The following is a 13,966-nucleotide window of genomic DNA, read 5'->3' on the forward strand; positions in this document are numbered from 1 at the left end:
ACTCTTAGATATTGGGGAATTACTAGCATGTTGCGACAGGTCACTCGCTTACTATCCATTGTTTCAATTATCCTGTTACTTGGGTTTATTGCGATTGTCATTATTCTTAATACTTCTTTACTAAAACCGACAACGAATGCTCTCTTGCAGTATTGGTTGGGACCAAACACTCATGTTGAAAATGTCGCCTATACCTCACCAAATCATTTAAAGTTATACGATGTAACATTAGAAAATGGCGATATCATCGAGTCAGTCGATAGCTGGTTAACCCTATATCCTACGCAATTTAAACAACTCGAATTTGATGCCCTGTTGCTGAATGGGCTTACCTTAACCAGCGACGGTTTCAATACTCTGCCTATACGCCAATGGAAAATACATCAGCTTTCACTCGATAACGTCACTCTAAATATTGAACGTTGGAAAGCTGTGCAAGCGGACATTCAGTGGCAAAATCCACAATGGAAACAAGACCAAATATTGCCGAATGGGATATTCCAAGCCCATGCCAACATTCTAGTTTGGGACGATCAACTTCCGCTAAACGATGTGCTGATCAATGGTACCTTCAATGATACACAGCAACGTTTAAGTGGACTTTCATTAAAATGGAAAGACACTCACGTTGAAGCTCAAGCAACACGAGACAGAAACCGCTGGATTATCAATGATGTTACGATAGAAAACCTTCTTATTGAAGAATATGATATTTCTCCAGAATTAAAGCAGCAACTTAAACAATGGGTCGCATCGATAGACTCTATTGAACGATTTGACTTACTACGGGGGCAAATTCAGTGGTACGAGACTACTTTAAACAACCTTGAATTGTCCGCAACAAACTTTGATCCTAATAACCTTCTTATATGGCAACAGTTCGATACTTCGATTTCATTTAAAGCGGACAGTATCGATAACCAAGGAATATTGTGGACTGACCCCAATATAAAACTCACCCTAAAACCAAACAGTATCGATATCGATGATATGAGTATCGGGTTATCCGGTGGAGATATTCACTTATCAGCTCACTTCGAGCCCACCTTAGCGGAAATTTATAAACTTGATATCATTGCCGTTAAACACGCTATTGAACAAGAGCAACCTCACTATTCAGCATTCAGTAACTATATCCAGCAGTTGGATCAATTACATGTCGATAAATTACGCCTACTAAACGGACAACTAATCCAACTTGCACAGAAACCTTACTGGCAATTCTCTGGTGTTAACCTGGAGTTTCTCAATGCCGATCTCGTTCAAGATAACCACTGGGGGTTATGGAATGGGAATTTTTCAGTATCAGTGAATAGTCTCAGTTACGATAGTGTTCTTGCTACGCAAGCCATTATCGAAATGAACAGCAACGGCCAAGATTGGAATATGTCTCGAGCATTTATTCCTTTTACCAAAGGCTATCTTAGTGCTCAAGGTCAGTGGCGATTTGGACAAAATGGCCAACCTTGGAATGTCGTCGTTGAAACTGACAGCTTTCCTCTTCAACTCTTTAAAAACACACCTTTACCTTTAAATGTCGATGGCATTATCGATATGCAGCTCTCTGCAAATGGCCTTTCTGGCGATGAAACAATCTTACGCCATACGTTAACTGGAGAACTGGATCTGTCATTGCGAGATGGGACTTTTGAGCTCAAACAGAAAGGGAAAAATGATACACATTCCTTCGACATAGAACATTGGCACATACAGTCACACAAAGGCGAAGTGACAACTTCTAAAGCAAATGTAGTCGGAGATAGATTTAACGGAGTACTCGAAGGTGAATATGACTTATCAACAGAAAAAGAGAATCAAGGGTTTTCTTTGTCCTTCCGAGAAAATGGACTAAAGAAAACCATCAACGTTTTACACCCTACTGAGTAATCAGTTTTTGGTAATTAGGGATCAGCATATAAGTCCCGACAAAACGTACCGCAGCGTGTCGACCACTTTTAATGGTCACATTAACAACAATTCTTGCTTTTCGACCAGACTCTAATCGGTCTAAGTCCCCACTAATATCATCCAAAGAAGTAGATGCAACCGGAGCATCAATAACGGGTTTGTGATAGCGAACTTGGCTATCAACTAAGACAATATCTCCTCGTAAGTTCCGCTCTTTCATCAACAGCCATGCCATTCCCCACCCAGTCAAGGTCGCCAACGTAAATGCGGCGCCTGCAAACATACTGTTATGAGGGTTAAGATTTGGATTTAGTGGCGCACTACACTCAAATTGAAAACCATTATACTGATTTATCTTAATTCCCATTTTATCGCTAATTGGGATCTGCTGTGCCCAGCGCTCTTGCAGTTCATTACACCACTCTGGCTTACGTTGTACTGTCGCCATAGGGTCTAACGGCTTAACCATCTGTTGATGTCGTACTGGACCTCTCGTATCAGTAAGCGACCCTCGACACTCAAAGCCGTTACGCTCATAAAAAGCAATCGCATCTTCACGAGCATTACAAACCAAACGCTTTGCACCTTCTTGACGAGCGAGTGATTCTAATGTCACAAGAAGAAACGAGCCCATTCCTCTATTACGTCGGTTTGATTTAACCGCCATAAAGCGAATCTGGCCTTCGCAGTCTGGAGTAATGTATAAGCGACCGATAGCCATTGGGCGACCACTACCATCAACAATCATACGATGATGACTCATAATGTCATATTCATCACGCTCAGAGCCGATCGGGAGGTTCCATGGCTCTCTTAGCATTTGCCAACGAAAATGGTAATACTTGTTAATTTGGTTATCTGTCGTCGGTGCTATGATCTTAAACATTCTCTGTACCCTAAATTGTTCATCTAATCGCCCAAAATGTTTTTACACTTGCAACCAAAATGTTACAGGGCCGTCATTAACTAATGACACTTTCATATCGGCAGCAAATTGCCCTGTTTGCGTCGGAACAATGTTACTGCTCAATGTATTAAAATAATCGTAAAGCCGTTCAGCATCAACAGGATCAGCGCCACGAGAAAATCCGGCTCGAGTTCCCTTTTTAGTATCTGCTGGCAAGGTAAATTGAGACACAACTAGGAGTTCTCCTCCAATTTGCTCAACATTGAGATTCATTTTCCCCTGCTCATCTTCAAAAACTCGATACCGAGTAACTCGTTCAACTAAGCGCTTAGCCTTCGCTTCATCATCACCTTTTTCTACACCAAGTAACACCAAAAGACCTTGGCTAATTTTACCAATTACTTCACCATCAACAGTAACGGAAGATTCACTAACCCTTTGAATCAAGGCTATCACACGTAGAACCCTTTTCTTGATTTTGAGAAATTGAAGTAGAGTTTACCATGATATTGGAATCTTCTCTCCATTGTTCCTCCTCACCACTAGAAGCGGTCACTTCAGCACCTAACAATACGATTAACCAAGAGAGGTACACCCAAACAAATAAAATGGGAATCGCTGCTAACGCCCCGTAAATCAATTGATAAGATGGGAAGTTGGTAATATAGAGCGCAAATCCTTTTTTACTCGCTTCAAACAAGATGGCTGCAATTAAAGCTCCAAACATGGCATGTCTAAACTTCACCGACATATTGGGAACCAATAAATATAAACCAGTGAATAAAACCAAAGAGATAAGAAAAGGGAGACCAGCCAACAGCACACTATACGCACCGCTAACTGCCGCATTTTCCAAGAGCTGAGTCGACGTTAGGTATGAGCTCACCGCAAGACTTGCTCCAACAAGCAAAGGCCCTAAAGTAAGTATCATCCAATACATAGAAAGTGATAGGACCCAACTGCGCTTTTCTTTTACTCGCCATATGTAATTTAGGGTCTTATCGATATTAGAGATCAAGGTAACCGCCGCAACAAATAGGAATCCACCACCAACCGCGCTCATTTTTCCAGTGTTTGCGACAAAATTACTTAGAGCATCGCTAACGGCATCCCCTGCCGCTGGCACAAAATTATTAATCACGAATGACTGAATAACGTCACCAGCACCACTGAAAATGGAAAAAGTACTGAGTACCGATAAAAGCACGGTTAACATTGGAACAATCGAAATCAACGTTATATAGGCAAGATAGCCTGCGTTTACGCTAATTCGATCATGTTGCATTCTTCTATATAGGTAGAATAAATAACTTCTCACTCCAAATACCATCCTTTTAAATTTCAACTTGCCTCTCCCCAAGGAGTGGTATACGTTACTGATCTTCAACGTAGAATCGATTACTTCAAATCACTCAACCGATCGATTGGTAATTCATGACCTCTCGCTGTGTTGAACCATAAAGTTACTTGAGGATATATCCTAATATTATCATTCTAATAAAAAGGAATTACTAATGCGCTATTTTCTGGCTCTTCTTTTTTCAATCACATTCTTAACTGGTTGTGAATCCACTTACTATTCGGCACTAGAGCAAGTCGGCGTCCACAAGCGAGACATAATGGTCGATAGAGTAGAAGAAGCAAAAGACTCTCAACAAGATGCACAGGAAGAGTTTTCCAGTGCATTGGAGGCTCTTTCTTCATTAACACAATTTGATGGTGGCGATCTTGAAGCTATGTACAATCAAATCAATGATAAATACGAAGATAGTGAATCTGCAGCCGAAGAGGTAAGTGAACGTATCTCGGCAATTGAAGATGTTTCAGAAGCACTGTTTGAAGAGTGGGAAGAAGAATTAGAACTCTATACCAACACTAAACTTCGCCGTAATAGCGAAGTAAAATTAAAAGAAACCAAATCCTCATATCAAACGATGTTAAAGGCAATGAAAAAAGCTGAAGCGAAAATGGAGCCAGTATTGAACACGCTTCGCGACAATACGCTTTATCTAAAACACAATCTCAATGCCAGTGCCGTCACATCACTTCAAGGTGAGTTTTCCAGTTTAGAAAAAGATATCTCTTTTGCAATTAAAGAGATGGAAGCGGCTATTGCTGAATCTGATAAGTTTCTTAGCAAGTTAAATGCTCAATAGAGCCTGTTTTACTTTCAGGCAATTGAATAACAAAGCTTAAAAAAATCCGTAGAGTTGAAATAAAAAAAGGAGCTGGGAATTTATTCTCAGCTCCTTTCTATTAATATAAGAAGTACTTATTTCGCTGGGCGACTCGCTCGCTTACGATCATTTTCCGTTAAGAGTCTCTTACGAATTCGAATACTCTCTGGAGTTACTTCTACTAGTTCATCATCATCAATAAACTCTAAAGCTTGTTCCAATGTATATTTAATCGCTGGAGAGAGAACTTGAGCTTCATCAGTTCCTGACGCACGAACGTTGGTAAGCTGCTTACCTTTAAGGCAGTTAACGGTTAAATCATTTGAACGGTTATGAATACCGATAATCTGACCTTCATAAACTTCATCAGCGTGCTCTGCAAATAAACGCCCACGCTCTTGAAGGTTAAACAGTGCATAAGTTAACGCTTTACCTGTCGCATTAGAAATTAACACGCCGTTATTACGCTGACCAATAGTGCCACCTTTGTGCGGGCCATAATGTTCAAACGTATGATAAAGCAGACCAGATCCAGACGTTAATGTAAGAAACTCTGTTTGGAAACCAATCAATCCACGTGACGGCATAATAAAGTCGAGACGTACTCGGCCTTTTCCATCAGGCGACATATCTTTTAATTCACCTTTACGGATACCGATATTTTCCATGATTCCACCTTGGTGCTCATCAAGAACATCGATGGTAACAGTCTCAAACGGTTCCATTAATTGGCCATTTTCTTCACGGATGATAACCTCTGGACGAGATACCGCTAACTCAAAGCCTTCACGACGCATGTTTTCAATTAGAATTGAAAGGTGAAGTTCACCACGACCTGATACTCGGAATCTGTCTGGATCATCAGTTTGCTCAACGCGCAGTGCTACGTTGTGAACCAATTCTTTTTCTAATCGCTCTAGAATATTACGCGAAGTAACGAACTTGCCTTCTTTACCAGCGAATGGTGAAGTATTTACTTGGAAAGTCATTGTTACCGTTGGTTCATCAACAGAAAGAGGTTCCATTGCTTCAACTGTATTCTGGTCACAAATGGTATCTGAGATCTTCAGTTCACCTAGACCCGTGACGGCAATAATGTCTCCAGCAGTCGCTTCAGCAACTTCATGACGCTCTAAACCAAGATAGCCAAGAACTGTACCGACTTTACCGTTACGCTTTTTACCATCAGCACTTACGATCGTCACTTGTTGATTCGGTTTGATGCTACCACGAGTCACTCGAGCTACACCAATAACACCTACATATGAGCTGTAATCTAGCTGTGAGATTTGCATTTGCAATGGACCGTCAAGATCAACTTGAGGCGCTTCAACGTTGTCAACAACTGCTTGGAACAGTGGTTCCATATCTTCGCCTTCGACGCTGTCATCAAGTGTTGCCCAGCCATTTAATGCCGATGCGTAAACCACTTGAAAATCGAGTTGGTCATCAGTTGCACCAAGGTTATCAAACAAATCGAAGACTTGGTCCATAACCCATGAAGGACGAGCGCCTGGACGGTCAACCTTATTAATAACAACAATTGGCTTCAAACCATGGTCAAATGCTTTCTGCGTTACAAAACGAGTTTGAGGCATCGGCCCATCAACGGCGTCAACAATCAGCAATACAGAGTCAACCATCGACATAATACGTTCCACTTCACCACCGAAGTCGGCGTGTCCGGGAGTATCTACGATATTAATGCGGTAATCATTCCAGTTGATCGCGGTATTTTTCGCCAGAATGGTGATACCACGTTCTTTCTCAATATCGTTGGAGTCCATAACGCGCTCTTCAACTTCGCCGCGAGACTCTAATGTCCCAGACTGTTGCAAAAGTTTGTCGACAAGAGTGGTCTTGCCGTGGTCAACGTGCGCGATAATCGCGATATTTCTTAGTTTCTCAATCTTAGATGTCGTCATGGATTCTATATCGTTTAGGTGAAAGTCAAAGGCCACTGAGCAAAGTAAAACTCAGCAACGAGACGCTTTTACGTCAAAAGTGGCGAATAATTTACCAGAATTTGAGGAAAAGCCTAGGAATATGTGATCTTACACAAATAAAAGTGCCCATTTCCTCCCAATTAGCCCCAAATCTGCATATTTGAACGATAGCTTGACAAAAATTCATCTTAATTGTGCTCAAATGACGATTGACAAATTAGGGTGGAATAGTGCTGAATAGTAGCAAATATAGCGACCATTTGGTGCAAAACCACCAACAATGCACCCAAGTGGTGCGTATTGTGATCATTTTAGTGCAATGTCAGTGCAGGGTACGACAAATACTCGAAACAACATATTGAATTAAAAGGATTTATAAATATGGCACGAATTTGGCTTTGAAAGTTCCCAGCAATAGTTATGCTCAAAATTACGCATTGAATTGATGCAGCTCTCAAAGGCAAGTCGAGCGTTTACCGATTTTTTAACACTGGAGGTTATCCAAGATGTCAGTAGAAAATGTTTTATCGCTGATCCAAGAAAACGAAGTTAAGTTTGTTGACTTACGATTTACCGATACTAAAGGTAAAGAACAACACATCTCAATCCCTGCACACCAAGTCGATGCAGACTTCTTCGAAGATGGTAAAATGTTCGATGGTTCATCTGTTGCCGGTTGGAAAGGCATTAATGAATCTGACATGGTAATGATGCCTGATGCATCAAGCGCAGTTCTTGACCCGTTCACAGAAGATGCAACTCTAAATGTACGTTGTGACATCCTTGAGCCAGCAACAATGCAAGGTTATGACCGTGACCCACGCTCTATCGCTAAGCGCGCTGAAGATTTCATGCGTTCTACTGGTATTGCAGATACAGTTCTTATCGGTCCAGAACCAGAGTTCTTCCTATTTGACGATGTTAAATATGAAAACAACATGTCTGGTTCATACTTCAAAATTGATGATATTGAAGCTGCATGGAACACAGGTGCTGATATCGAAGGCGGTAACAAAGGTCACCGTCCTGGCGTTAAAGGCGGTTACTTCCCAGTAGCTCCTGTTGATTCTTCTCAAGACATCCGTTCAGCTATGTGTTTAATCATGGAAGAAATGGGTCTTGTTGTTGAAGCTCACCACCATGAAGTAGCAACTGCTGGTCAGAATGAAATTGCGACTCGTTTCAACACGTTAACAACTAAAGCTGATGAAATCCAAATCTATAAGTATGTTGTACACAACGTAGCTCATGCATTTGGTAAGACAGCAACATTCATGCCTAAACCACTTGTTGGCGATAACGGTTCTGGTATGCACGTTCACCAGTCTTTAGCAAAAGATGGTGTTAACTTGTTCTCTGGTGATGCATACGGCGGCCTTTCTGAAACGGCTTTATTCTACATTGGCGGTATCATTAAGCACGCTCGCGCAATCAATGCATTTGCAAACGCATCAACTAACTCGTACAAGCGTCTTGTACCTGGCTTCGAAGCTCCTGTAATGCTTGCATACTCTGCACGTAACCGTTCTGCTTCAATCCGTATCCCAGTGGTACCAAGCCCTAAAGCGCGCCGTATCGAGCTACGTTTTGGTGATCCAACAGCGAACCCATACTTAGCATTCGCAGCAATGCTAATGGCTGGTCTTGATGGAATCAAAAACAAAATTCACCCTGGCGACCCAGCAGATAAAGATTTATATGACTTACCAGCTGAAGAAGCAGCTCTAATTCCAACAGTAGCTGAGTCTCTACAACAAGCTCTTGAGTCTCTATCTGAAGACCGTGCTTTCTTAACAGAAGGTGGTGTATTCTCTGATGACTTTATCGATTCTTATATCGCTCTAAAATCTGAAGATGTTGTTAAAGTTAACATGGCAACTCACCCATTAGAATTTGAACTATACTACTCTGTATAATTTCAGACTCTTATAGATTTTGATTTAAAAAGCTCGCTATTAGCGAGCTTTTTTATTTTCAAATTTTCTATCTTTACTTATTGATCTCAAAAGTAAATTTTCTTTCGAAAAAACCAGTAACCAATTATTTCAGGCAAGATAATTGCATCGTTGTAGATACACATGGTGCATTGTTGCAGTTATATCTACTCAGGTTACTAATTTAATCGACATACCTGAATCTAGCTCATTGATTTGTTGTTTCAATGCTCCATACTAGCAATAACCCATGCACTACAATAGTGCGACGCATCATATTAAGTCAAAACAGGTTGCCCAATGAGTAGCGAATTAAGTGACACAATATTAGATAATATTGTTACTTCCACAATGATCTTGGATGAATCGTTACGTGTACGGTTTGCAAATCCCGCAGCTGAGCAACTTTTTTCACAAAGCGCAAAGCGTATTATTAATCAACCTTTGTCCAACTTAATTCAACACGCTTCAATGGACTTAGCTCTACTTTCTCAACCACTACAAAGTGGGCAAAGTATTACCGATAGTGATGTCACTTTTGTCGTCGATGGAAAACCATTAATGCTGGAAGTAACCGTTAGTCCACTCTCTTGGCAAAAACAATTAATGCTCTTGGTTGAGATGAGAAAAATAGGTCAGCAGCGACGCTTAAGCCAAGAACTAAACCAACATGCACAGCAACAAGCGGCTAAACTATTGGTTCGTGGGCTTGCACATGAAATTAAAAACCCGCTAGGTGGTCTAAGAGGAGCAGCGCAACTTCTTGAACGTATGCTGCCAGACCAAAGCTTAACGGAATATACACAAATAATCATAGAACAAGCAGATAGGCTACGAGCGTTAGTTGACCGTTTATTGGGACCACAGAAACCTGGGAAAAAATGTTCTGAAAATTTGCATTTAATATTAGAAAAGGTTCGTCAACTCATTGAGCTTGATGCCCATGCAAATTTATCAATCGATAGGGATTATGACCCAAGCCTACCAAATATCATGATGGATACCGATCAGATAGAACAAGCCATGCTCAATATTGTTAGTAATGCTGCGCAAATTTTATCTAGCCAACCACATGGAAAAATAGCGATACGCACTAGAACGGTGCACCAGGCTAATATTCATGGCCAACGTCATAAATTAGTCGCACGCATCGAAATTACCGATAACGGCCCAGGAATTCCCACCGACTTACAGGACACACTTTTTTACCCCATGGTTAGTGGTCGTGAAGGTGGTACTGGATTAGGCCTATCAATATCGCAAAATATCGTTGACCAACATAATGGCAAAATTGAAGTCGAAAGTTGGCCAGGAAGAACCACTTTTACCATTTATTTACCAATTAAATAATGTTAGTAACCGTTGCTGTTGAGGAAGCAAATTATGAGTAAAGGATACGTATGGGTTGTCGATGATGACAGCTCTATCCGCTGGGTTATGGAGAAAACCCTATCATCAGCCAACATCAAATGTGAAACATTCTCTGACGCGGAAAGTGTACTGATGGCGCTCGAGCGTGAGACACCTGATGTATTAGTATCAGACATTCGAATGCCTGGCATTGATGGTATCGAATTGCTGCATCAAGTTCACTCTCGCTCTCCAGAGCTTCCTGTAATAATCATGACAGCTCATTCAGATCTCGATGCCGCTGTTAATGCATACCAAAAAGGTGCATTCGAATACTTACCTAAACCTTTTGATGTCGATGAAACGTTAACGCTGGTTGAACGAGCGATCGCGCATGGACAAGAGCAGCGGAAAGAGAATTCTCAGCTTCTGGTCGCTCAAGAAAGTGCGCCAGAAATCATAGGCGAAGCACCGGCAATGCAAGAAGTATTTCGTGCAATAGGTCGTTTGTCTCGTTCATCCATCTCTGTACTTATTAATGGTGAATCAGGTACTGGTAAAGAACTGGTAGCTCATGCTTTGCACAGACATAGCCCTAGAGCACAAAAGCCATTTATTGCACTAAACATGGCAGCGATTCCGAAGGATTTGATTGAGTCTGAACTTTTTGGTCATGAAAAAGGCGCATTTACTGGTGCGAATAGTGTACGTCAAGGGCGTTTTGAGCAAGCTAACGGTGGAACACTATTTTTAGATGAAATCGGTGATATGCCATTGGATATTCAAACTCGTTTACTCCGAGTTCTAGCCGATGGTCAGTTTTATCGTGTTGGCGGACACTCTGCTATAAAAGTTGATGTTAGAATTGTTGCTGCGACGCACCAAGATTTAGAAAAGCTCGTACATCAAGGCAATTTTCGAGAAGATCTATTTCACCGTCTTAATGTAATTCGAGTTCAGATTCCTGCACTTCGAGAACGTAAACAAGATATCGAAAAATTAACCAAACACTTCCTTGCTCAAGCAGCGACCGAGCTTGGCGTAGAAATGAAAACCTTGCATGACAAAACCGTCGATATTCTTAATCGACTAGATTGGCCAGGAAATGTTCGACAATTGGAAAATATGTGTCGTTGGCTTACCGTTATGGCAAGTGGTAGCGAAGTACTCCCTAGTGATTTGCCGCCAGAATTACTAACCGAAAAGAAAAGTGTCGAATTCGATGGTGATTCAAGTTGGCAAAAGCAGCTAGAAACATGGGCTAAGTCGGCCTTATCTTCCGGACAAACAGAACTTTTATCTTATGCTCTTCCAGAGTTCGAACGCATTTTACTTGAGGCTGCCCTTAATCATACCAACGGGCACAAACAAGACGCCGCTAAAGTATTAGGCTGGGGCCGCAATACCTTAACCCGAAAACTAAAAGAACTGTACTAGACACTCCACTAATGACTCCAGAACAAATCGATAGCTGGGCTTTTGTCGATTTGTTCTAGACTTATCTTCGCCAACTCATTATTTTCCTATACTTAAACACAACCGATAAAAAAAGAGACTGGTCTCATATGATAAACCGCAGCCTTCCGCTTACCGATATTCATCGTCACTTAGATGGAAATATTCGAACGCAGACCATTATTGAGCTTGGCCGGATGTTCGGTGTGGCTTTACCTAGTTTTGATATTGATAAGCTTACACCTCACGTGCAAGTGGTTGACAATGAACCCTCTCTTGTTGCCTTTCTTTCTAAATTAGATTGGGGAGTAAAAGTATTAGGTGATTTAGAGGCGTGTCGAAGAATTGCCATTGAAAATGTTGAAGATGTCTTTCACGCTGGAATCGATTACGCTGAATTACGCTTTTCTCCTTACTATATGGCATTAGAGCATCAACTCCCACTTGAAGGCGTTGTTGAGGCCGTGATCGACGGTGTAACAAGCGCCTCTAAGCAATATAATCTACCCATCAACCTAATTGGAATCATGAGTCGAACATTTGGTCAGAAGGCTTGTCAGCGAGAATTGGAAGCCATCTGTGCCTATAGAGATAATATCATCGCAATAGATTTAGCTGGCGATGAGCTAAATTACCCGAGTGAGCTATTTCTTGAACATTTTAAACATGCTAGAGATCTAGGGTTTCATATCACAGCTCACGCAGGAGAAGCTGCTGGATCAGAAGCTATATGGCATGCAATCAATGAATTGGGCGCTGAACGTATTGGTCACGGAGTCAAAGCTATAGAAGATCCTAAATTATTGGAGCATTTAGCCCAACATCAAATTGGAATTGAATCTTGCCTCACCTCTAATATACAAACGACAACCGTTCTAAATTATGAGAACCACCCAGTTAAGGCTTTTTTGGATCGAAATATCTGCGTTTCATTAAACACAGATGACCCTGCAGTCGAAGGCATCGAATTACCGTACGAATATCAAGTCGCCGCAAAGAAAGTTGGTTTAACTAAAGACAACTGTGAAACGCTACAAAAAAATGGTCTCGAAATGGCGTTTCTTTCTAAAAATGAGAAGCAGAAATTAATAGAGAAAGTGGCACAACGGGCTTAACATTTCTCAAATCACTTGTTTCTGAAGTTCCACTCACACAGCCACTACGCTTGCTGCATAACCACTAATAAACAAGCACAAAAAAGCCTTAGCATTTCTGCTAAGGCTTATGTGCTCTATTGTAAAGTACGTGGCGGAACGGACGAGAGTTCCTATGTTGCAAGATGCAGCGGTTCCCGGCGTGGCAGGCCGATTTTTCTAAACAAATAAGCTAACCAACTGAACTGCCGATCCACTTTCACTAACACTGCGACGATGCTTTCACAGCACAATCTCTAACAAACAAGCACAAAAAAGCCCTAGCATTTCTGCTAAGGTTTATGTGCACTATTTTAAAGTTCGTGGCGCAACGGATAAGACTTCCTATGTTGCAAGATGCAGCGGTCCCCGGCGTGGCAGGTCGCTTTCTCTAAACAAATAAACTAACCAACTGAACTGCCGCTCCACTTTCACTAACACAATCACTACGCTTCCAGCACAATCTCTAACAAACAAGCACAAAAAAGCCTTAGCATTTCTGCTAAGGCTTATGTGCTCTATTTTAAAGTACGTGGCGGAACGAACGAGACTCCCTATCTTGCAAAATGCAGCGCCCCCCGGCGTGACAGGCCGCTTTCTCTAAACAAATAAGCGAACCAACTGAACTGCCGCTCTACTTTCACAAACACAGCTACAGCACAATCTCTAACAAACAAACACAAAAAAGCCTTAGCATTTCTGCTAAGGCTTATGTGTAAATGGCGGAACGGACGAGACTCGAACTCGCGACCCCCGGCGTGACAGGCCGGTATTCTAACCAACTGAACTACCGCTCCACGGTATTCTGTACTAATTAAAGTCTTATCCATAGGTGCTTTAATCAGTTTTGCTTTCAGACTTACTTTATAAAAAAGAAAAATCTAAAAACAATAATAAAGCCTGGCAATGTTCTACTCTCACATGGGGAAGCCCCACACTACCATCGACGCTATTTCGTTTCACTTCTGAGTTCGGAAAGGAATCAGGTGGGTCCAAAACGCTATGGTCGCCAAGCAAATCTTAAAATTCGGAAAGCTGTTAATTCTCAGTACACATTCAATGTTCTTTCATTGAGTCCACAAAAACCCCTTGGGTGTTGTATGGTTAAGCCTCACGGGCAATTAGTACAGGTTAGCTCAATGCCTCACAGCACTTA

The 13,966-nt window shown here is 41.5% G+C and carries 10 protein-coding genes, 1 tRNA gene and 1 rRNA gene; 6 read left to right on the forward strand and 6 right to left on the reverse strand.

The window, feature by feature from the left end; translation table 11 throughout:
* The first annotated feature begins 27 nt into the window (after nt 1–27).
* Nucleotides 28–1,887, forward strand: a complete 1,860-nt coding sequence (locus tag ACXJY6_RS13970; RefSeq protein WP_458768682.1) for an AsmA family protein — start codon at nt 28–30, stop codon at nt 1,885–1,887.
* Here ACXJY6_RS13970 and ACXJY6_RS13975 read toward each other — a convergent pair.
* Genes ACXJY6_RS13975 through ACXJY6_RS13985 form a run of 3 tightly spaced genes read right to left on the reverse strand, consistent with a single transcriptional unit; the run spans nt 1,877 to nt 4,160 of the window.
* Nucleotides 1,877–2,794, reverse strand: coding sequence for a bifunctional GNAT family N-acetyltransferase/hotdog fold thioesterase (locus ACXJY6_RS13975; RefSeq protein ID WP_456051549.1), 918 nt, complete (start codon nt 2,792–2,794; stop codon nt 1,877–1,879). The genes ACXJY6_RS13970 and ACXJY6_RS13975 overlap by 11 nt on opposite strands.
* A 42-nt stretch (nt 2,795–2,836) precedes the next feature.
* Nucleotides 2,837–3,271 carry a D-aminoacyl-tRNA deacylase gene (gene dtd / locus ACXJY6_RS13980; protein ID WP_456051548.1) on the reverse strand — a complete coding sequence of 145 codons (435 nt, stop codon included), beginning with the start codon at nt 3,269–3,271 and terminating at the stop codon, nt 2,837–2,839.
* Nucleotides 3,246–4,160, reverse strand: a complete 915-nt coding sequence (locus tag ACXJY6_RS13985; RefSeq protein WP_458768683.1) for a virulence factor BrkB family protein — start codon at nt 4,158–4,160, stop codon at nt 3,246–3,248. Before ACXJY6_RS13985 ends, dtd begins: the two co-directional genes overlap by 26 nt.
* Before the next feature lie 169 nt (nt 4,161–4,329).
* Here ACXJY6_RS13985 and ACXJY6_RS13990 point away from each other — a divergent pair, with 169 nt between their 5' ends.
* Nucleotides 4,330–4,971, forward strand: a complete 642-nt coding sequence (locus ACXJY6_RS13990; RefSeq protein WP_458768684.1) for a DUF2959 domain-containing protein — start codon at nt 4,330–4,332, stop codon at nt 4,969–4,971.
* Between the two features lie 116 nt (nt 4,972–5,087).
* Here the strand turns inward: ACXJY6_RS13990 and typA are convergent, their stop codons facing one another.
* Nucleotides 5,088–6,917: a translational GTPase TypA gene (gene typA / locus ACXJY6_RS13995; RefSeq protein ID WP_456051544.1), complete on the reverse strand. Its 1,830-nt coding sequence runs from the start codon at nt 6,915–6,917 to the stop codon at nt 5,088–5,090.
* A 527-nt stretch (nt 6,918–7,444) separates the two neighbouring features.
* Here typA and glnA point away from each other — a divergent pair.
* The 4 genes from glnA to add all read left to right on the forward strand — a co-directional run bounded on the left by glnA (nt 7,445) and on the right by add (nt 12,792).
* Nucleotides 7,445–8,854, forward strand: a complete 1,410-nt coding sequence (gene glnA, locus ACXJY6_RS14000; RefSeq protein ID WP_458768685.1) for a glutamate--ammonia ligase — start codon at nt 7,445–7,447, stop codon at nt 8,852–8,854.
* Between the two features lie 318 nt (nt 8,855–9,172).
* Nucleotides 9,173–10,222: a nitrogen regulation protein NR(II) gene (gene glnL / locus ACXJY6_RS14005; protein WP_456051542.1), complete on the forward strand. Its 1,050-nt coding sequence runs from the start codon at nt 9,173–9,175 to the stop codon at nt 10,220–10,222.
* Between the two features lie 33 nt (nt 10,223–10,255).
* Entirely contained in the window at nt 10,256–11,659 is a 1,404-nt protein-coding gene (gene glnG / locus ACXJY6_RS14010) for a nitrogen regulation protein NR(I) (RefSeq protein ID WP_456051541.1), read from the forward strand.
* 128 nt (nt 11,660–11,787) lie between these two features.
* Nucleotides 11,788–12,792 (forward strand): adenosine deaminase, encoded by a 1,005-nt coding sequence (gene add / locus ACXJY6_RS14015; RefSeq protein WP_458768686.1) that lies wholly within the window; start codon nt 11,788–11,790, stop codon nt 12,790–12,792.
* Nucleotides 12,793–13,530: 738 nt separating this feature from the next.
* Here the strand turns inward: add and ACXJY6_RS14020 are convergent.
* Together ACXJY6_RS14020 and rrf are read right to left on the reverse strand one after the other, a co-directional pair.
* Nucleotides 13,531–13,607, reverse strand: a tRNA-Asp gene (locus ACXJY6_RS14020).
* A 101-nt stretch (nt 13,608–13,708) separates the two neighbouring features.
* Nucleotides 13,709–13,824: ribosomal RNA gene (gene rrf / locus ACXJY6_RS14025) — 5S ribosomal RNA — on the reverse strand.
* Nucleotides 13,825–13,966: the final 142 nt, after the last annotated feature.

Source organism: Vibrio phycocola (assembly GCF_054404255.1).

What these genes read in the sequence shown, in the direction of transcription:
- ACXJY6_RS13990 (WP_458768684.1), top strand. Translation starts at nt 4,330, where the DNA reads ATGCGCTATTTTCTGGCTCTTCTTTTTTCAATCACATTCTTAACTGGT.
- ACXJY6_RS13970 (WP_458768682.1), top strand. Translation starts at nt 28, where the DNA reads ATGTTGCGACAGGTCACTCGCTTACTATCCATTGTTTCAATTATCCTG.
- glnL (WP_456051542.1), top strand. Translation starts at nt 9,173, where the DNA reads ATGAGTAGCGAATTAAGTGACACAATATTAGATAATATTGTTACTTCC.
- typA (WP_456051544.1), bottom strand. Translation starts at nt 6,917, where the DNA reads ATGACGACATCTAAGATTGAGAAACTAAGAAATATCGCGATTATCGCG.
- glnA (WP_458768685.1), top strand. Translation starts at nt 7,445, where the DNA reads ATGTCAGTAGAAAATGTTTTATCGCTGATCCAAGAAAACGAAGTTAAG.
- add (WP_458768686.1), top strand. Translation starts at nt 11,788, where the DNA reads ATGATAAACCGCAGCCTTCCGCTTACCGATATTCATCGTCACTTAGAT.
- ACXJY6_RS13975 (WP_456051549.1), bottom strand. Translation starts at nt 2,794, where the DNA reads ATGTTTAAGATCATAGCACCGACGACAGATAACCAAATTAACAAGTAT.
- glnG (WP_456051541.1), top strand. Translation starts at nt 10,256, where the DNA reads ATGAGTAAAGGATACGTATGGGTTGTCGATGATGACAGCTCTATCCGC.